The following is an 18,478-nucleotide window of genomic DNA, read 5'->3' as shown; positions in this document are numbered from 1 at the left end:
ATGTGACTGTCTGACTGATAGCTCGTTGTGTCAGGCATGGGGCGGGGCGATCTAACGGATGCCGAGTGGGGACGGTTGGGGCCGTTCCTGCCGGTCACACTGCTGCGTGAGTCGGGTGACTGTGGGCGGGAGAGCCCGGCCGCGCTGCCGGGGAACTGCGCGAGCGCCGGGATGACATCGGCCGAGGACAGTCCGTGCGGGTGGAGCAGCGGCAGCACCTCGCTGATCTTCGGGAACTTTCGGCACGACAGCGGCGGGATCGCGTAAGTGCATGGCTCCACGAGCGCTTCGCCGCGCCCCTCGGGCTCTGGGAGAGGCGGAAGCCGCGGGGAATTGAAGCTGAGCATGATGATGCCGTCGGCCGTCGTCGCGCCGCCTGGCAGGTATCGGCTGCGACCCATATTCGCGTCCTGCCGAGAGCAACGTCGGCGGGATGCGTCGATGTACGTGAGGTCAATGAGCACCGCCCACAGGACCGGTGCTCATTGACCTCACGTACATGAGTTCTGGTGCAGAGCAGGCCTTAGGTAGCGCGCCGCAGAGGGACGACCACCTCTGCACCGGTGCACTTCGCGCTGAGCCGGTAGTAGCTGATGTGGGCGAGCCGCTCGGTTTCCTCGAGCCATCCGGCCTCGACGACCTGGCGTCGGGTACGGGAGAAGACAGTCGGGGACATACCGACCAACTTGGCGAGGTTGGCGCCTGTCTCGATCACGGCGCCGGCGCGGTCCGTGGGGTGCATGGCGTAGAGCATGACGACCAGTCGCTGGTTGGCGGTCATGCCTGCGGTGCGCTGGAGGATGTCCAGGAGCTTGTGCTTGTCGTCGTTGTTCACTGGGCCTCCCACCGCAAAGGGCTTGTGTTGTCGAAGCCGGGAATGTCCGGCGGGTTGCACGTCTTGACCGCTTCCCGTTGCTCGATTCCCGTTCCGTGGAATGCGATGTATGGGCTGATTCGGTAGAGCCGGTAGTTGCCGATGCGTCCGCGTTCGATGAGGATGCGTCGCTTGAGCAGTTTCCGGTTGATCTTGCCGACAGCGTCGGCGGTCATCCCGACCTTCTTGGCGATGTCCGCACCGGTCGCCCTGAGTGGTTCCATGCCGGCGGGAGAGACTCCGATCCACCAGAGCACCATGAACTTCTGGCTTGGGGTGAATTCCTTGCTTTCGGTGATCGCTTCGACCCGGGCCTTGTCGACCTGGATGTGCTCGCCGGAGAAGGCGTAGGGCGCATAAGGGATGGCCTCGCCTGTGTCGGCGTCGACCAGTCTGCGTACGGCTCCCAAATCGGGCCCTCCGTGCTGGGCATGTTCTCAACGTGTATGAGCAGCGGTCCTTGGGACCGACCAGATCAACGTAGCGTACATGAGCGCTGAGTTCATCAAGTCCGCCCCTAGGGCGTGTCGCTCAATCTGGCGGCGATCCATCACAAGTGCCCAACCGCTCAACAGGCGCGCCTACTCATGAACGTGACGTCAATCTGGGCAGATCGCGAAACAGTGGTCACGGTCTTTCAGACACGTTCACCACGTCCAGGGAATCGTCCTGCACTGATCTCCAGAGCTGACTGCGTGATGCTCAGAACTGCATGCCAGATCCCCAGAGCGTCGCCTGACACTCGTTTTCGCAGGTCATCCGGCATCTGACGGCGTGCTCCTCTCTTACATCAGGACACGCCCTCACGTCCGACCGCACCTCCACACACCGGGCACTGACGGCCGGTCGCGCACTGCTTTGCTCAACCGCCCCCCGGGTACGCATACACGCGCACCCCCTCACTCCTGTCGCTGAACACTCCGCCCCACTCCCCCGTCCTCGGCCGACGAAAGCACGCCCCAACGCATCCGCACTCGATCGACGGCCCGTCACGTGTGTCTCCACCAGCCCTCGACCGCACCAGCCACGCTGCTTACTTGTGGGCTCGACGAGTCGCAGTCGCCCGATCACGCACGCGTCCCTCCGGCGCACCGCAGGCCCCCAGGGCCGAGGATGCACCGGCCGGTAGGCGCGGAGAGCCGCACTTCGGATGCGACCTGCCGAGGGCGGCTCGCTCCGCGATCAGCAGACCGGTGTCATCCAGCCCATGCAAATGCTGCGCTGCCGGACCACCGCTGTTGCTTTCCAGCGAGCACCGACAGAGCCGTAGCTCGAGGCCCTCCCCGATCGCTTATTAGGATGTGTGTCGGAAGTGCTGATCGTGCGCGCAAGAGCAACTCCTAGCGTCCGGGCCCATGACCGACAACGTGTGCGTGGGCAGCGGGCAGGGATGTCGGACTGGACTGAGGATGGCTCCTCGGGAACCTCACGGCCTCCTTGGTTCCGATGTCGAACACCCGGGTGATCTCGTCGCGGTCATGAACCGCTCGCCGGGCTCGTAACTGCGGTGGATCGCGGTGCGCATCAGCCTGTAGGCGCACTTGGTCGGAGTTGTGGTACTGACGCTGTACAGCCAGTAGCCCTCGTGCAGGGTCACCATCCTTTCGGCGGCAAGCTGCCCCAGCGCGGAGCGGACCACGGCTGTCCACCGCCTGAGGCCCCCCGCGATCTCGACCAGCGCGGGCAGATGGGTGCCCGGCTCGATGCACGAGAGCCGCACCCAGCGGCGCACCGCCTGGACGTCGTCGTCGCTCGCCGCCACGTTGTCCGCCGTCGTCATGCCCGCACCCCTGTTCTCCGTTCGACGGGGACCAGCCTGGTGGGCGACGCGGCGCAGGCGCCACAAACTTGCCGCGACTTGTGAGGACCGGGGCTGCGCGGTCCGGGTGGATAGTTAGCGTCGATGTCGCCCGTGACCGGGCAGGCCGGCCGGGATCGCGTACACGCTGGAGCCACTGTTACCGGTGACCGGCTTCGCCCACTCTTGGGTCGGCGCGGGAGGCACCATGCGCAGCAACCCGTCCACGACGGGGCGGGAAGCAGGAGCTACTATCGGCTCTCCGGAGAGGGGGCACCGCTCCCCCTCCGGCATAAAGTGCTGGGCCAGTGTGTCCTTGTGAGTGATCCGGACCCAGGTACCGTACGGGCACTTGTAGTTGTTTTTCAGTTCAGAGCCGGTCAGGACCACTTCGCCCGACTTCGGGCAGATGCCGGGGCGTCCCGGTGCCGAGTGCTCATAGAGGTGACCGTTGCGCAGACTCGCCTTCGTCGGGGTACCGCATTCGGGGCAGACGCATGACTTCGTTGGTGCCAGACCGCGCCTCGGCATGTCGTCACCTTTCGCTCTGCCGGTAGACCTCTGGTCAACTCGCCTGGGGCGAGGGGCTGTTTGGTTCTCCCCGGCCCGGCAGCCGTCCACACCTGAGTACTGTCGCGCCCTGTCCAGCAGACAACGAGACGTGCGAGGCCTAGGAAGGTCGGTGCTGAGAACCCGTACGGCTACGACCCGGAGACGAACACGGTCCGGGTCGGTCAGCATGATCTGGTCCGACTCCTGCTGATGTTCCGCACCCTGATGAGTTAGCAGCAGGCAGGCCGGTGGAGGCATATGGACGAGTTCGACCTGTCCTTCGAGCGCCTGGCCGATGCCGTCGAAGCCGCTGCTGAGCCCGGAAGGGCAAACGTTGGAGCGGTCCTGATCTGCGGATGCGCTGCATCACGGCCGAAGCCGCCTATACCTGGGCCATCAGCGCCCGTACGACGGCGGGACGCCGGTGAGTGGAAGGTCCCGACTCCCATGCCGTGGCGGAGGGGTCCAGGCGCCGGACGAGGGCGCTGTGCGGCTTCAGCTGGGCGGAGGAAGAGGGCCGCGCCGTGGACGGGCTACTGGAGTGCCGCGAGTGTCTCCGCGAGGTCCAGGTCGGTGCCGATCGGCCCCGCGGCGGATGGTGACTCCTTCGCGCGGATGCGTTGCCGCCGGGTGACTACCGGTGGATACGGCCGCATCACGATGCGGAACGCCCGATCCCGGCAGCTGCAAGACACCGTTGGCGAATCAGGCAGTTGTGTCCACGGGATCCGCGGGGGCATGAGGAAGGCTGTGTCGGTTCAGCACTCGTCGGCAAAGGGGGCCAGCTTGCGCAGTCTGTTGGCCTGGTGGTCCTCGGGTGCGGGTACGGGGTTGTCCTGGGCCTGATAAGTGCCGTGGTGGTGTGTCAACGAGGGCGGGGGGTTCGGGGCTTGTTCGAGGGCTTTGAGACCAGGCGGGTTCAGGTCGATGAAGCGTCGATTCTCCTTCGCTTCGGCGGGGAAGGGCCGCCGGTGGTGCTGCTGCACGGCCACCCCAGGACATCTGCGACCTGGCATCGCGTCGCCCCTCTCCTCGTCCGACGCGGTTTCACCGTGGTCTGTCCCGACCTCCGGGGGTACGGCCGGTCCACCGGTCCGACGCCTACCGCAGACCACGCGGGATACTCCAAGCGGGCCGTCGCTGGTGACGTGGTCGAGGTGATGCGCTCCCTCGGCCATGCCCGGTTCGCGCTCGCCGGGCACGACCGCGGAGGCAGTGTCGCGCTGCGTCTCGCACTCGATCGTCCCGACGCGGTCTCGCGGGTGGCGCTGATCGATTGTCTGCCCCTCACCGAGCATCTGTCCCGCATCACGGTCGACTTCGCTACGCAGTGGTGGCACTGGTTCTTCTTCGCCCAGCCGGATATTCCCGAGCGGGTCATCAACGCCGATCCGGACAGCTGGTACCACGGTGATTCCCAGAGCATGGGGCAGGAAAATTACGACGAGTGGCGCGCGGCCACGAGAAACCCCGACGTGGTGCGGGCGATGCTGGAGGACTACCGGGCCGGCCTCACCATTGACCGGCGGCACGAGGAGGACGACCGCGCCGCTGGGACACAGATCCAGTGCCCGGCATTGATCCTGTGGTCGCTCCGGGACGACCTCGAGGACCTGTACGGGGACCCGGTGAAGATCTGGCGGCAGTGGGCACCGGACGTACGCGGACACGGCATCGACTCCGGGCACCACGTGGCCGAAGAGGCTCCAGAAACGCTCGCGTCCTCCCTTGCGGGCTTCTTCGCCGGACGGCCTGAGTAGGGGCGCGGCCTGCTACAGCTCGAACTCCAGGTGCTGGACGTCCGTGAAGCGGACGTCCTCGAGGGAGCCGGCGCGGCGGCCGCCGTCCTGGAAGTACACCTCCTTGAGCGCGTCGGCGGCGATCTGCTGGAGCTGGGCGTCGCCGGCGCCGGCCTCCTGGGCTTCGAAGAGGCGGGCGGCGTACTGCGGGGGCAGGGCGACGGTCAGGTGCCGGACACGGTCCTCGTCCGTTGACCCGATCGGCGCGGTGTAGCCGAGCCGGGCGCGGGTGTCGATGACGATGCCGCCGGTGGTGGCCGCCTGCTGCCGGGCCCTGGCACGGATCTGCGGCTGCCACCGCTTCTTCACCTCGCGCTCCAGGCGCGCGGCGAGGTGAGGGCGGGGTTTTTTGATCTCGTCCTTGACGTACCGCTCGACGGTGCGCTGGGAGACCCGCAGCAGCTGGGCGACCGCCCTGGTGCCCTTCATCTGCCTGACCAAATAGCGCATCTGCGCGCCCGCGCTCTTGGGCGCCGGACGGGTGAACGCCTTTTGCACCGCGGCCTCCAGGCCGTCCCCGAACAGGCTCATCGTGGCCTTCTCCTACTCACCGTTGTCGACGTCGGTGACGGTGCCGTCCTTGATGTACCGGGCCAAGTTGAGCTCCGGGGCGTGGAACCGCTCGCGGACCTCTTCGCCCCACAGGACGAGCTGGGTGCCCTCGTGCTTGACCAGGCCGGGGTTGATGCCGAGCTTGAAGCCGCCGGGCAGCGGCCTGCCGTCTCGGTAGGGAAGGAAGTCCAGCGGGCTCGGTCCGTTCGAGGCGTAGACGACGCAGTCGGACAGGATCGCCACCGGGTACTGACCGGTGAACGCCGCATGCTTGACGATCTTCCTGTGGAGGTTGATGCGGGTGCGGGAGATGACGGCCGCGCGGATGTCCGGCCGCCAGGTCGGGCGGGACAGGGCGCGCCACGGCTCGCCGGGCCGCCAGCCCTCGCCCCGGGGCCGCTCGCGGAGCTTGCCCAGGCCGCCCTTGACCGTGGCCTTGATGGCCGTGGTGACGATCGCCAGCTCCGGGTCGCGGGCCTTGTAGCCGTCCATCGCGGCGAGGAAGTCGGTCGGGTTGAGGTCGGCGTCGACGCCGAGGTCGGCCATCGTGGCGAGGTAGGCGTCACGGAGCCGGTTGTACCAGCCGTCCAGGTAGCGGCCGTTCTCGTAGCGCACCCAGGCCTCCAGCGGGCGCACGTCGTAGCCCAGCTCCTGGGCGTAGGCGACGGTGGGCGTCGCGTACCAGGCCGGGCCTTCGGGCCGCTCGCCCTTCGGCGTGAACGGGCTGGGCAGCAGGTTGCCGTCCAGCTCCACCCACTCCTTGCCGACCTTTACCCGCGACAGGTCGACGTGGGACAGGTCGACCAGCCAGGAGCCGGGCAGCTTCGGGTCGAAAGCGGGGGCCTTGACGTGCGTCGCCTCGCCCAGGCCGACGTTCAGCCCGTTCGCGCCGGCGGCGAAGGCCATGTTGACGTCGATGCCGACCAGGTGCCGCAGGGTGCACTCGGCATCGGTCATCGGCCGTGCCCAGTCGTACGCCTCCTCGAACAGCTTCTCCGCCGGGCCGCGCACGTGGAAGCGGGGCAGGTCCTTGAGGACCGGGTGGCCGTCGGGGACCTCGCACGGCGGCCAGTTCATCGGGTCGATGGCGCCCTTGCCGAGCGAGCCGGGGTTGTGCTCGGAGTGCCGCTTGCCGTCGGCGTCCGGCTCGGAAGCGCGCGTCGGCGGGTGCAGGGCGGTCATCAGCTCCAGGCCGGTCACGGCGGTGGAGCCGCGCGGCGTCATCACCCGCGAGGCGTACACGCCCAGGACGCGGGCGAGTTCGGCCGGCGGGAGCTGCCCGGCCTCGCCCCAGTGCCGGGTGTCCAACGCGTTCCAGGACGGGATGCACAGCTGCACGCAGGCCCGCTCCGAACCGGTGGCGGGGCGGTAGATCCGCGCCCACGGGCCGAAGCCGCGCTTGGTCAGCTTCCACTCCGCGCGCGCGAGTTGCTTGATGACCTTGTGGCCCTCCGGGATCCGCCCGGCGTGCTTCTCCTCCTCCGTGAGCGTGACGGGCAGGCCGTACCGCTCCAGTGCGGCCTCGGTGAGCACGAGCAGCGGATCGGCGTCCTTGCCCGGCCCGGACAGCTTCGGCTGACCGAGCTTCGCCTCGCGCAGCGTCCAGTCGACCAGGGCCGGGATGCTCTTGGCGGGCACGTCCAGGACCAGGCCGCCGGTGCAGTACGCCAGCACCTTGCCGTCCTCGACGTCGACGACCGCGAGCGGTCCGTTTTCGAACCGCGGGTCGGTTCCCGCCGGGGTACCGGCCGGGGCCGCCTTCTTCGCCCCCTGGCGGCGCGACGTCGACGACAGCCTGGTGGTGCGCGCCGGACGGGGCGCGGCCGCCGGAACAGCAGCGGCAGGGGCAGGGGTCTGGGTGTTCTCGGTTGCAGTCACGTCCGCAGCCTCGGACGCCTGGCCTGTGGACAGAGTCTGCGCTTCCGCTGGGACGGGTGCGGCGGTGAACGTGGTCGGCACCGCCGCGTCCTGAACCGGCGCGGCAGTGGCGTCGGCGGGGTAGAGCTCCGCGAGCTTGTCTAGCAGCCGGGCGTAGGCGTCGCGCTCGGGCGGGCGGGGCTCGGTCTTGCCGTTCTCCCAGCCGGACACCGTGGCCCGGCGTACCTTCAGCGCGGTGGCCACTTCGTCGATCGTCAGGCCGTGCGCGGCACGCAGCCGCTTGCGCTCCGCCGGCGGCGGCAGCTTGGCGCGAGACGCGACCAGCGCGTCGACCGCGTCGAACAACTCGGACATGGAACACCTCCTGACCGACATTCTACCCAATGAAACATACGTTGCACGTACATTTGCCGTACGAATTGCGTACGAATACGTTCGGTGGTCTCTAGGTGCACACTTCCGTAAGGTGGTGTGCATGACGGAGACGACCTACTCGATCGTGGAAGCCCGCGCCCGCCTGGGCGCCATCGCGCGCGAGGTCAGCGCCACCCGTGAACCGGTCGCCATCACCGACCACGGACACACTGTGGCCATACTGGTCAGCCCCGCCGACGCCCTGGAACTGCAGGAGCTGCGGGCCCTAACCGCCTACCGCGCCCGCCAGCAGCGCGGTGAGGACGCCGGCGTCTCCCATGACGAGGCGTACCGGCGCGTGTTCGGCGGCAGCGAGGCGTGAGCTACGAGATCATCTGGGAGCCCGAGGCCCTCGCCCAGGCGGAGCGGTTCGCCAAGGACGACCCCGACGGCGTACGGCAGGTGTTCACCGCCGTCGACCGCCTCGCCGACAACCCCCGCCCTGACGGCGCCTTCGGCAGCGCCGACCTGCTCCGCATCCACGTGGCCCAGTACCGGGTGATGTACGAGATCAGCGACCGACAGATCCGCGTCAGCGTCATCCACCTCGGACGCGTACGCTGACCGGCCCTGTTCGGAACCGACTTGCGGGCCAAGGCCTCGGCGGCGGTGGCGGCGCGGTTGGCCTCGGCGGCGTGCCGGCGGGTCTCCGCGGCGGCTGCCCGTGCCTCGGCCGCGGACCCTCCGGCGGGCGCGGCGTAGTCGGCGGCTTGGTCCGCGGCGGCGTCTGCCTTGTTGGCGTTCCCGGTGGCGCTGCGGGATGCTGCTGCCGCTTCGGCGGCGGCGAGAGATGCCTTGCCCGCCTGCTGCCGCCTTGGCGGACCGCTTGGCGGTGTAGGCGGGGCGTTGGAGGCACGGCTGGCGGCTTCGGCCGCGGTCTGCGCCGCGGCCAGCGCGGCGCACCGTGCCGAACGGTTTGCGGCGTTGGCCGCGCCGACGGCCTGCTGAGCGGCTTCCGCTGAGGCCCGAGTCGGGCGGCCTGACGGGCCTGTCCCGGGCCACCTTCGCAAGCAGGTTCCGGATGGCGTCGCCTTCACCATCGCGAGCGTGCAGGCCGCGGATTTCAGCGTCGAGGACTTTGAGCGCCCGCGGCGCAACGTCTTGGCGTCTCGCCTGCGGTGGCCGAGCGGGACCGGGCGTGAGACTGGTGGGCTCGCCTGTCGCTCGATGCGCTTGCCACGGTGAGTGATCGCTCCGGTCTCCGCCCCTGCCCTGGCACGCCCTCAACGCGCTTCAAATGAGCGGCACTGCTCGGGGTGATGGCCAGTCAACTCTGTTTCTGCGTAAACCCATCTCGGTAGACTGAGGGCTTCGTGAGTCCGTGTCGGCAGGGTGGCAGAGCCGCAACGGTAGCCCGGTCGGCCGAGTCGGCGATGCCATGGGAAGGAACCCAGACGTGCCCAGGTCGGATCTTCGTTCGTTATTCCGCTCCAACCAGCCTGACCTGGCTGCCGAGGAGGTGTTCGCCGACCGGCAGGACGAGTGGGGCGCTGTCGTCCGCAGCCTGGTCGCGCACATCGCGAGCGTGCAGGCCGCGGATTTCAGCGTCGAGGACTTTGAGCGCCCGCGGCGCAACGTCTTGGCGTTTTATGGCATCGGCGGCATAGGCAAGAGCACACTGTCCAGGAACCTCGAGCGCCACCTCGGCACGCAGGGCCCTGGCGTCCCCCACTGGACACCGGTACCGGCCGCTGCAGGCCGTTTACTGCCAGTACGCATCGATCTGTCCCGCACCTCAGGGATCGACTTCGAAGACGTCATGCTGGCGCTGCGGCTGGCCGTGGCTCCGCTGGGCCGCCCGATGGCCGCCTTTGACCTGGCACTGCGCCGCTACTGGGAGGCCAACCACCCCGGCGACTCCCTCGAGGAGTACCTGCGCCGCAACAACTTCCTGCGCCGCTTCGCCTCCTCGGTGTCCCTGCCAGAGCAGATCCAGTCCGCGCTCGGGGACCTGGCACAGAGCCTGTCGCTGCCCGGCTCGGTGGGCAACCTGGTGGGACAGAGCCTGCGCGTGGTCGTCGGCGCGCTGCGCGAACACCGGCAGACGGTACGCACCCTGGCGCGCTGCAGCCGGCTGGCGGACATCCTAGAGGCCGACCAGGACCTGGACACGCTCAGCTACTGCGCCCACCTGTTGGCCTGGGACCTGGCGTCGCTGCCGACCGGGCAGGCGGCGACGCCAGTGGTGCTTCTCGACACCTTCGAGGACGTGGGCGACCGTACACACCGCGACCTGGAGCGGCTGTTGCAGCGGGTGGTGTGGCTCATGCCTAACGCACTGTTCGTGGTCACCGGCCGGAACCGGTTGCAGTGGGACGACGAGAAGCTCGACGGGCAGCTGGACTGGACCGGGCCGCATGCCTGGCCGTATCTGGCCCCCGGGTCCACCGCCGAGCCGCGGCAGCACCGCATCGGCTACCTGTCGGCGCAGGACTGCGAGAAATATCTGTGCCAGCGGCTGACGCGCGAGGGCGAGCCGGTGATGGACCGGCGCGTCCGCCAGCAGGTGATCGCGCGATCCCACGGCTTGCCGCTGTATCTGGACCTGGCGGTCATGCGGTTTTTGGACCTGTACCAGCGCTCCGGCCGGCAGCCGTCGGTGCAGGAATTCAACCTGGACTTCCCCGCTCTGGTCGCCCGCACCTTCCGGGACCTGTCGGCCGAGGAGCGTCACGTGCTGCGCGCGGTCAGCCTGCTGGACTCCTTCTCGGTAGACCTGGCGACCGCTGCGGCAGGACTGGAGCTCGACGCACCGGCGCTGCAGCTGGTGGAACGGCCCTTTATCGACGAGGACCCGGGCGCGCCGTGGCCCTACCACGTGCACACCCTGGTTCGGGAGGCCGTACGCGACGCGGATGCCACCACCGAGGACCGCTGGTCCTCCGCGGACTGGCGCCGCGCTGCGCAGCGAGCCTTCAGTGCCCTGGGAGCGCAGCTGCCCGCTGCGGATGTCCTCGGTCAGCGTCAGCAGATGGTCTCCTGTCTGACTCAGGGGCTGCGCCTGGCCCGGGACTACCGTCTGGAACTCGGTTGGCTGGTGGATGCGGCGTACCGGTACGCGGCCGACTTCGTCTGGGAGGCCGTAGAGATCCCGGTCTCTGAGAATGGTGCCACCGGTCCGGCCCGTACCCCGGCGGAGGCCCTGGCAGAGACGGTGACCGCGATCGCCCGCCGCCAGCGCGTCCACCGGCAGCAGGTCGCCGACCAGCTCAGCGAGATCCTTGCCTCGAGCCTGCTGCCCCCGGACGCGGAGGATCTGGCCCGCTACCACCTGGCGGAGTGCCAGCGGGACCTGGGTCTGCACGCCGAGTCCGCTGCCGGGATGCGGCAAGTCGCCGCCGGATCCTCTCCCCTGGCACCCAGTGCCGCCCGCGGCCTGGTCCACCTCGCCCGCCGACTGGGCGACTTTCCAGCTGTCCAGGCCGCCACCGAGACCCTGGGGCGGGACAGCCGCTACCACCGTGCCCTGGGCGACCTGTGGTGGACCCAGGGCAACATTGCTCTGGCCTGCGCCGCCTACGCCAGCGCCCGCACCGAGGCCGAGCAGCAAGGGGCCCTGGGCGAGGCGGCCTTGAGCCAGGCCTGTCTGGCCTTCGCCGCGGCCTTCCAGGACCGCGCCCGCGCCGAGGAGCAGATCGCGCGCGCCGAGCAACTCCTGCGCAACGCGCACATCCGCTGGGCGCGCCTGCAGACCCGTATCGCCATCCTGCTGCGTGACGCCGGAACGGCCGACGACGTGCCGGCCCGGATCGCGCAGGCTGTGTGTGAGGCCGACGACAGCGGCCTGACCTCCTCCGCTGCTTATGCCCACCTGGCCCTGTGCTTCCACCACGCCGTACGGGGCAGCGCGGATGAACTCGCAACGGCCCGAGCGGCGCTGCGCGAGCGAGTCCACGGCGCGGAGTTCGCCTACCTGGTGGAGATCAGCCACTTTATGGACCACACCGAGCCGGACCTGGGACTGCCGCGCGCCGCCTGGGTCGACGGCACCGACGCCACCGCTGAGCGCTGGCACGCCATCGTGGCCAACCGCCGCGCCGAGAGCAGTGTCCTGCGCCCCGAATGACCTCCCGTCACCCGCACCGGCCCTGGTCGGCACCGCTGCCGCACCGGTACGGTCGAGCTCCCGTTTCTGCCCGCCTCGTCGTCCCTGGAGTGCTGAGTCCGCGTGGCCACCTACACCACCCTCGCCGACCTCGACCTGAACTCGATCGCCCGCCGCTACGACCTGAACGTGGTTGAGGTTCACCCCCTCAAGGGCGGCGCCGCGAACTCCAGCTTCCGCCTGCACACCGACGACGGACGCCGCTACGTACTCACTGCCCTGGACAACCACAACCCCGCCAGCGCCGCCGACCTCGCCCGCACCAGCCGCACCCTCGCGCGGCTAGGGCTACCCACCGTCCACGTCGTCCCCACCGCAGACGGCCAGGACCTCATCGCCGACGCCGAGAGGTGCTTCCTGCTTAAGCAGTGGATCGAGGGCGAGGTCTGCGACCCCCTCCCTGCCGAACACCTACCCGCCGCAGGTGAACTCCTCGCCCGGCTCCACAGCTTGCCCACCAACGCCCTCGACCTCCCGGCCGGAACCCGTCGCCTGTCTGGCGCCCACCGAGCGGCCATCACCGACTTTCCCGACCAGGATTTCGCGCGCTGGCTCAACGGCCACCTCGCCACCATCGACCGACACGAGGCTGAACACCGCCGTGCACCCGTGGTCACCCACGGCGACCTGTTCGCCGACAACCTCATCGTGCGACCCGACGGCACCCTGGCCATCATCGACTGGGAGACCGCATCCCTCGACGATCCCCTGCTGGACCTGGGCATGGCCGCCGTCGGCCTCGCCCGGAACGACGAGGGCACTCTGAACGCCGAGCGCCTTGCCCTACTGATCGACGGCTACACTCGGCTGCGCCCGCTCACCGCGGAGGACCACGCGGAACTGCCGACTGAGATCGCCCACGCCGCAGTGATCATCGCCTTCCACCGGTACTACCGCCACAGCGTGCGCTTCCCCGACCCCACCCGCGCCACCTACCATCGACTCATGATCGACTTCGTCGACAGCGTCTCAGATACGTGGTCGGAGTCTGTTTCTTAAATTCAATGCCGCCCTCAGGGTGTCCTCGGAGGTACTGCTCCAACGCCTGCCGTCAGAAGGCGTACCGAGTGCGGCATCGGTGAGGGCAGCTGCTCCTCAGTCGCCCCGGGCAACAGGGTTCCCGTTCCAGGCGCTCGACGCCACCATGGTGCGCTTCGAGCGCGCGGACACCCCGGTCCGGCCGGAGTGGTACCCCACCTGACCTGGGCAAGTTTCTAAAATCCGCCCTCAAATGAGGGCCCAGGGGTGGAAGCGGGCACCCCGGTGCCCAACCGGCGGCGGCCCGGCGGCCGCGCCTGCACCACCTCGTCCTCGACGGCCAGGGCGGGCGGCTCGCCGGCGGCCCGCTCGGCAGCTGTCCGGCCACGCTCGCGGCAGTCGCCAATTGGCGACTGCTCCTCGGCGGGGCGGGATCCGGTGCCCAATGGGCGGCGGGTGGTGCTCACCTCCCAAGTCTCCCAGTTCGCCGAACGGGTCGGGCCCACGGCGCCGCGCTGAGCGGAGCGCCCACGACGGGCCCGGCCACATCGCGGCAGCAGCTGCTCCCCATCAGCCACGGCCGGCGGTGCGGTCTCCGTACGCGCCCGCATCCGCGACGGCGGGAGTACGGCGCTCGGCCCGACTCCGGCGGGGTCGACGGCGGCTGGACCCCGGTCCGCCACCCCTCCCCTCCCCGCCAGCTCTCGGTACGCGCACAACAGCGAAGCCCGGCGGCCGGGCGACGTCTGGATGCACGCCACTCAGCTCCAGTCTCATCCGGCATGGACGGCGTTCGCCATGCGGCCAGGATGCCGTCCAGCTATTCGGACTGGCTCAGGCGTGCGCACGGGATCACTGTCATCGCGGTGAGGCGCTCGGCGGTGCGCCAGCCGCTGGCCGAGGCCCCGCCGAGCCCGGTCTCCCGGGTCGCCAGGTCGAAGGCCTGGGACTCCCCCCGCACCGCCCGGCGCGAACAGCGCTCCGTGGGTACCCGACCCAGCAGGCCGCCGTCATCGAGCGGCGGCCTGCTGCCTACTTCACCGACTTCCTGGCGCCCATCCGGCGGAGATGCCTTCAAAGGGGCCAAAAAAGGCGCAGCGCTAAACGTACGAAGCTACGATGCGAAACGCCCTGACCCCGGCACTTGCGATGCCGGGGTCAGGGCGTTGCCACCAGCTGGCTATCCCAGCCAAGTGATGTTGAGGACGGACAAGCGGCGCAGGGGCCGGTTCACCCAGTAGGTGAGGGACAGCTGGCCGACGGAGGCGTGGCGGATGTCCTTGCCCTCGGGGTCGTCGGCGTTCCACTGCCGAAAGCCCCACGGGTCGCCGGCGGCGGCGTCCAGGACGTCCCACACCATGTCTTCGACGTGCTCGGGCAGGGTGGCGAGGACCTTCGCGGCCGGGGCGGAGAAGCGGACCTTGTACGGCTGTTCGGTCACCGGCGCCGCCCGCGGAGCTCCGCCATGTCGATGAACTGGCTGTCGTCGTAGCCGGAGGCGACGAACGCGTCGACGGCCGGGGCAGAGGCGAGGCGGCCCTGCCACTCCTGGACGACCGCGTACAGCCCGCCGAGGGAGAACGTGCGCCGTGATTCCTCGAGCGCGGCCGCCCACTCCCGCTCGAAGGCCGGCACCCAGGTGTCGGCGCGCGAGTCGGCGCGCAGCTGGGCGAGAAGTTCGGCCGGCGCCCCCGGCGTGGGGGCGTAGGTTGTGACGGGTGCGTGGTCGGGCTGCGCGCTCATCTGGTCCTCCCGGCGGGTCTTCCCTTCACGGTACGCGCACCGGATGGCCGTGGATGCGGTCATGGCCAGATCCCTTCTACGGGGTGAGCGGCGGCACGAGGGCCGGTCCCGGCAGTTGCGAGGCCGGGGGCCGGCCTGTGGTGTGCCGACCGAGATCAGGCGGCGGGGCTCAGGGCCAGGCTGGAGTGGCGGCCGATGGCCAGGTTGACCGTGAGAGTGCCGCCGTCGGCGGTGACGGTCCGGTAGGCGGGGTGGGCCAGGAGCGGCTTCTCGGTGCAGGGGTCGGGTTACGGCTTGTCCGTGGACGGTGGTCTCCATCCGCTCCACAACGACCAGGGTCATACGCCTGTCCGATCAGCGCACACCGGCCGCGTGAGCCGGGCCTGCTGTCGCATCCTAGGACCTGCGCAGCAAGGTCTGTGTCGGCTGGCCCTGAACAGCTCGGATCACAGTGCTTGATCGGCCATATTTTCGATCTTCCGCAAGCGCATGCCTATTTTGATGACAGGGTGTCAGTGGGCGTTGCCAGGCTGATCGCGCGGCCAGAGCTGGCCGTAACCCGGAGGCTCGCGGTGCGGGTGGAAGAGGTGTGCTGTGGTCTTGAAGGCGACGGCGGAGCAGGAAGCTGCCCGTGAGGCGTTCGCCGCAGGGGACGACTTGGCTTTGGTGGCGGGTGCGGGTACGGGCAAAACGTCGACGCTCGCGATGATGGGTGCGGCTTCCCGCCGCCGTGGCTTGTACGTGGCCTTCAACAAGCCTATTGCGGTGGAGGCTCGGGCACGGTTCGGCTCGAACGTGCAATGTCGGACATCTCATTCGCTGGCGTATCAGGCGGTTGGCAGACGGTTCCAGAGCAGGCTTGAGGCATCGCGTCACATGCCGCTGAGCCGTACAGCGCGGTTGCTGGGCCTGCACCGGGACCTGGCCGTCGACAAGAAGCGGCTGCGGGCGACGACGCTGGCGCGGCTGGTGATGGAGATGGTGCGGCGCTTTTGCTATAGCACGGATGAGCAGGTGGCGGCCCGGCACCTGGGAACTGTGAACGGGCTGGACGACCAGGGTGTGCAGTATCTGGCGGAAGTCCTGCTGAAAAGAGCGCGATGGGCGTGGGAGGACATCTGTTCTCCCGACGGGCAGCTGCCCTTTCACCACGATCACTACCTGAAGATGTGGGCACTGACCCGGCCGCGGCTGCCTGCAGACTTCGTACTCCTGGACGAGGCACAGGACACTAACCCCGTGCTCGAGGAGATCTTCCTCGCGCAGGACGCTCAGCGCGTATGTGTCGGCGACCCGGCACAGCAGATCTATGAGTGGCGGCACGCCAAGGACATCATGAGCAGCTTCCCAGGGCAGCGCATGGAGTTGACGCAATCGTTCAGGTTCGGGCCGGCGATCGCGCAGGTGGCGAACCGGTGGCTGCAGGCTGCATCGTCGACGATGCAGCTCACCGGACACTCAGGCCGGGCTTCCGCGCTCGAGAAGGTCGAGGTCCCGGACGCGGTGCTGTGCCGGGGCAATGCCGATGCACTCGCCGAGGTGCTGCACTTCCTCGACGAAGGCGTCCCCGTCGCGCTGGTCGGGGGCGGCCAGCCGCTGCTGAAGATCGCCCAAGCGGCGATCGATCTACAAGCGGGCAGGCGGACCTCGCACCACGAACTGTTCCTCTTCTCCTCCTGGGCAGAGGTCCAGGAGTATGCCGAACAGGACTCTGCGGCAGGCGATCTCAAAGCCCTCGTGGACCTGGTCGACACCTACGGCCCGCAGCAGATCATCGCGGCCGTGCAGCGCATGGCCAGCGAGGACCAGGCGCGCGTCGTGGTGTCCACCGTGCACAAGGCCAAGGGCCGTGAATGGCAGCGGGTGCGCATCGGCAGTGGCTTCGCCCCGGAAGCGGGCGAGGACGCGGCCCGCTCCGTGCATCCGGCAGAGGCGCGGCTGATTTATGTCGCGGTGACCCGGGCCCGCGAAGTACTGGACGCCTCCGGACTTCAGTGGGCTGAAGCCCAGATCCGCACCGCCTCACGCGCCGACGCCACCACTACCCCCGACGGGGTGCCGCTGGCAGCGCTCCCGCTTACTGGCCAGCTGCAGTATCCGCGCTCACCGATGTCGCTGTTTCTGGCCCGGCATCTGCCCCGCACAGAGCGGCTCATCAGCGCCTACCAGCAACAGGTACGCACGCTGCCACCCGCGGCGCAGCCGATGAACGAACGGCGGCCCGACTACGCGGCCCTCGGACACACCATCGACTACCGGCTCAGACTCCTGCTAGGACGCGGCCCGGGAGAAGCGGTCGCCCTCGGCATCCGGCTCCTGGGCAACCTCGCGCCGCTGGATGGAGCTCCGGCTGCCGACGTACGCCAGAGCCTGCACAGCGCGGGGATCGAGCTGCTGGCCCGCTTGCGGGCCCACCTGGACGGCGCCACCCGGCTGGACGACGAAGAGCTGACCCGGCTGTGCCACGTGGCCGGCTATTTCGAGGCCGTCTACCGCAACGGAGTCTTCTCCCGGCGCCGCAACCTGCTCGCTTCCGCTGACGCGCGCACCACCCTGAACGATCTGACAGCGGCGGTCCCCGCCTACGTACTGGAGGACATCAGCGACCAGATAGCGCTCGCCGAACGTCCCTTCGCGCCCTTCCGGCTCCTGCCGGAGCACAAGCGAGTATGCGGACCGGTCTTCGCCGGCAGCGCCGACCTGGGAGGCGCTGACGCCGACTTCATCGTCGACGGACTGCTCATCGACTGCAAAGCCACCATCCGCCCGCACTCCCTCAACCGCGCCGCCGTGCAGCAGCTCGCCGGCTACCTGCTGCTCGACTACGACGACACCCACCGCATCGAACGCGTAGGCATCTACCTGTCACGCCACGGCGCCCTGATCACCTGGACCGTCCCCGAGTTCCTCACATCCCTGGGCGCCACCATCCCACTGCCTGCCCTGCGCCAACAGCTGAAAGACCACCTGCAACACGCCAGGCAGCCAAGGCAACAGCCGGGACACGACTGATCCGGGACCGCAGGTACTGCAAACCGTTCCGCTATGTCCGACTCCCGGTAGCGGGCAGCGATGACGCATGCCGTTATGGCTGGGCTCACTCCTCGCGCACGGATCCGGGTCCGGATCACCTGTCGACGGTGTCGTCCTTCGCTGCACGCCGCAGCTGCTGCTCAACGTCGAAACAGTTCAGGTTCTGGGCAACTGCGTAGCGGGCCACAGCGTTCTGGACTGCCGTGGCCGCTTCGAGCCAGATGCGTCGCTGCTTCGTGCGCTCGTCAGGGGAATCGAGCTGCTCGCACCTCGCGCGTTCGAGGTTGGCCGCTCGCTGCAGAGCGATCAGCGATCCCGGGAGCCCGTTCTGGTCCGGTTCGTCAGGGTGAGGCGTAGGGTCACCTGACAGGTCGTGGCCGGTCCCACGTGGCCGCAGCGGCCGCAGCACATCGGAGTACGCAGCTGGCAGCCAGTCGCGTCGGCGAGATCCGCCAGCAACCGCGCTCCCGCATGCCCGACCACCCCCGCCCCGTCAGCGGTGACATGAACCTTGGGACGCAAACCGATAGCCTGCACGCAGAAAGTGCCTTCCGCTTGGAACGACAGAACCCCTCGACAAGGTTCATCCTCCCAGCTCAGAAGGCACTTTCGCGTTCCGGACCACCAACTGGCCCCGCCTCAACCGAAATAGCGAGGCTAGAGGTTGTCCCGTATGGGGTGTGAGTTATCCGGTGAGAGCCAGGTTGTGGAGCCGGGCGATGCCGAGCATGGCCTGGTGAACGCCGTAGCCC

Annotated in this window: 14 protein-coding genes and 2 pseudogenes; 6 read left to right on the top strand and 10 right to left on the bottom strand. The window is 68.9% G+C overall.

The window, feature by feature from the left end:
• Nucleotides 1-99 precede the first annotated feature (99 nt).
• The 5 genes and pseudogenes from ACF1GV_RS37605 to ACF1GV_RS37585 all read right to left on the bottom strand — a co-directional run.
• Nucleotides 100-263, bottom strand: a pseudogene (locus ACF1GV_RS37605) (IS256 family transposase); the annotation flags it as partial.
• Nucleotides 264-523: 260 nt separating this feature from the next.
• The gene (locus ACF1GV_RS37600) at nt 524-835 is read right to left on the bottom strand and encodes a replication initiation protein, RepL2 (RefSeq protein ID WP_391690524.1); all 312 of its coding nucleotides are present in this window, start codon (nt 833-835) and stop codon (nt 524-526) included.
• Nucleotides 832-1,284: a MarR family transcriptional regulator gene (locus ACF1GV_RS37595; protein WP_391690522.1), complete on the bottom strand. Its 453-nt coding sequence runs from the start codon at nt 1,282-1,284 to the stop codon at nt 832-834. The genes ACF1GV_RS37600 and ACF1GV_RS37595 overlap by 4 nt, the downstream gene beginning before the upstream one ends.
• A gap of 1,016 nt (nt 1,285-2,300) precedes the next feature.
• Nucleotides 2,301-2,654 carry a hypothetical protein gene (locus ACF1GV_RS37590; protein ID WP_391690519.1) on the bottom strand — a complete coding sequence of 118 codons (354 nt, stop codon included), beginning with the start codon at nt 2,652-2,654 and terminating at the stop codon, nt 2,301-2,303.
• 1,328 nt (nt 2,655-3,982) lie between these two features.
• Entirely contained in the window at nt 3,983-4,216 is a 234-nt protein-coding gene (locus ACF1GV_RS37585) for a hypothetical protein (protein ID WP_391690737.1), read from the bottom strand.
• On the opposite strand from ACF1GV_RS37585, the gene ACF1GV_RS37580 reads away from it, so the two are divergent.
• Nucleotides 4,115-4,984 carry an alpha/beta fold hydrolase gene (locus ACF1GV_RS37580; protein WP_391690712.1) on the top strand — a complete coding sequence of 290 codons (870 nt, stop codon included), beginning with the start codon at nt 4,115-4,117 and terminating at the stop codon, nt 4,982-4,984. The two genes, ACF1GV_RS37585 and ACF1GV_RS37580, sit on opposite strands and share 102 nt — an antisense overlap.
• Before the next feature lie 12 nt (nt 4,985-4,996).
• Here ACF1GV_RS37580 and tpg read toward each other — a convergent pair whose 3' ends face one another.
• On the bottom strand, nt 4,997-5,554 hold the full coding sequence (gene tpg, locus ACF1GV_RS37575) for a telomere-protecting terminal protein Tpg (protein ID WP_391690516.1): 558 nt from the start codon (nt 5,552-5,554) through the stop codon (nt 4,997-4,999).
• Nucleotides 5,555-5,566: 12 nt separating this feature from the next.
• Nucleotides 5,567-7,807: a telomere-associated protein Tap gene (gene tap, locus ACF1GV_RS37570; protein WP_391690513.1), complete on the bottom strand. Its 2,241-nt coding sequence runs from the start codon at nt 7,805-7,807 to the stop codon at nt 5,567-5,569.
• Between the two features lie 121 nt (nt 7,808-7,928).
• On the opposite strand from tap, the gene ACF1GV_RS37565 reads away from it, so the two are divergent.
• From ACF1GV_RS37565 to ACF1GV_RS37550, 4 genes are all read left to right on the top strand, one after another.
• Nucleotides 7,929-8,189, top strand: coding sequence for a type II toxin-antitoxin system Phd/YefM family antitoxin (locus ACF1GV_RS37565; protein WP_391690510.1), 261 nt, complete (start codon nt 7,929-7,931; stop codon nt 8,187-8,189).
• The gene (locus ACF1GV_RS37560; RefSeq protein ID WP_391690507.1) at nt 8,186-8,431 is read left to right on the top strand and encodes a type II toxin-antitoxin system RelE/ParE family toxin; all 246 of its coding nucleotides are present in this window, start codon (nt 8,186-8,188) and stop codon (nt 8,429-8,431) included. Before ACF1GV_RS37565 ends, ACF1GV_RS37560 begins: the two co-directional genes overlap by 4 nt.
• 832 nt (nt 8,432-9,263) lie before the next feature.
• Nucleotides 9,264-11,933, top strand: a complete 2,670-nt coding sequence (locus ACF1GV_RS37555; protein ID WP_391690504.1) for an ATP/GTP-binding protein — start codon at nt 9,264-9,266, stop codon at nt 11,931-11,933.
• A 102-nt stretch (nt 11,934-12,035) separates the two neighbouring features.
• Nucleotides 12,036-12,971 carry a phosphotransferase gene (locus ACF1GV_RS37550; protein ID WP_391690501.1) on the top strand — a complete coding sequence of 312 codons (936 nt, stop codon included), beginning with the start codon at nt 12,036-12,038 and terminating at the stop codon, nt 12,969-12,971.
• 1,159 nt (nt 12,972-14,130) lie between these two features.
• Here the strand turns inward: ACF1GV_RS37550 and ACF1GV_RS37545 are convergent.
• Together ACF1GV_RS37545 and ACF1GV_RS37540 are read right to left on the bottom strand one after the other, a co-directional pair.
• On the bottom strand, nt 14,131-14,391 hold the full coding sequence (locus tag ACF1GV_RS37545) for a hypothetical protein (RefSeq protein ID WP_391690498.1): 261 nt from the start codon (nt 14,389-14,391) through the stop codon (nt 14,131-14,133).
• Nucleotides 14,388-14,693, bottom strand: a complete 306-nt coding sequence (locus ACF1GV_RS37540; RefSeq protein ID WP_391690709.1) for a DUF6247 family protein — start codon at nt 14,691-14,693, stop codon at nt 14,388-14,390. Before ACF1GV_RS37540 ends, ACF1GV_RS37545 begins: the two co-directional genes overlap by 4 nt.
• Before the next feature lie 594 nt (nt 14,694-15,287).
• Between ACF1GV_RS37540 and ACF1GV_RS37535 the strand changes: the two genes are divergently transcribed.
• Nucleotides 15,288-17,705 carry a UvrD-helicase domain-containing protein gene (locus ACF1GV_RS37535; RefSeq protein ID WP_391690495.1) on the top strand — a complete coding sequence of 806 codons (2,418 nt, stop codon included), beginning with the start codon at nt 15,288-15,290 and terminating at the stop codon, nt 17,703-17,705.
• 391 nt (nt 17,706-18,096) lie between these two features.
• On the opposite strand, the pseudogene ACF1GV_RS37530 reads toward ACF1GV_RS37535, so the two are convergent.
• Nucleotides 18,097-18,293: pseudogene (locus ACF1GV_RS37530) on the bottom strand (IS1380 family transposase); the annotation flags it as partial.
• Between the last annotated feature and the right edge of the window lie 185 nt (nt 18,294-18,478).

The sequence above is a fragment of the Streptomyces sp. NPDC014006 genome (genome assembly GCF_043088925.1).
Lineage (GTDB): Bacteria > Actinomycetota > Actinomycetes > Streptomycetales > Streptomycetaceae > Streptomyces.
This window is presented reverse-complemented; position numbering and strand designations above follow the sequence as displayed.

What these genes read in the sequence shown, in the direction of transcription:
- ACF1GV_RS37590 (WP_391690519.1), bottom strand. Translation starts at nt 2,654, where the DNA reads ATGACGACGGCGGACAACGTGGCGGCGAGCGACGACGACGTCCAGGCG.
- tpg (WP_391690516.1), bottom strand. Translation starts at nt 5,554, where the DNA reads ATGAGCCTGTTCGGGGACGGCCTGGAGGCCGCGGTGCAAAAGGCGTTC.
- tap (WP_391690513.1), bottom strand. Translation starts at nt 7,807, where the DNA reads ATGTCCGAGTTGTTCGACGCGGTCGACGCGCTGGTCGCGTCTCGCGCC.
- ACF1GV_RS37565 (WP_391690510.1), top strand. Translation starts at nt 7,929, where the DNA reads ATGACGGAGACGACCTACTCGATCGTGGAAGCCCGCGCCCGCCTGGGC.
- ACF1GV_RS37540 (WP_391690709.1), bottom strand. Translation starts at nt 14,693, where the DNA reads ATGAGCGCGCAGCCCGACCACGCACCCGTCACAACCTACGCCCCCACG.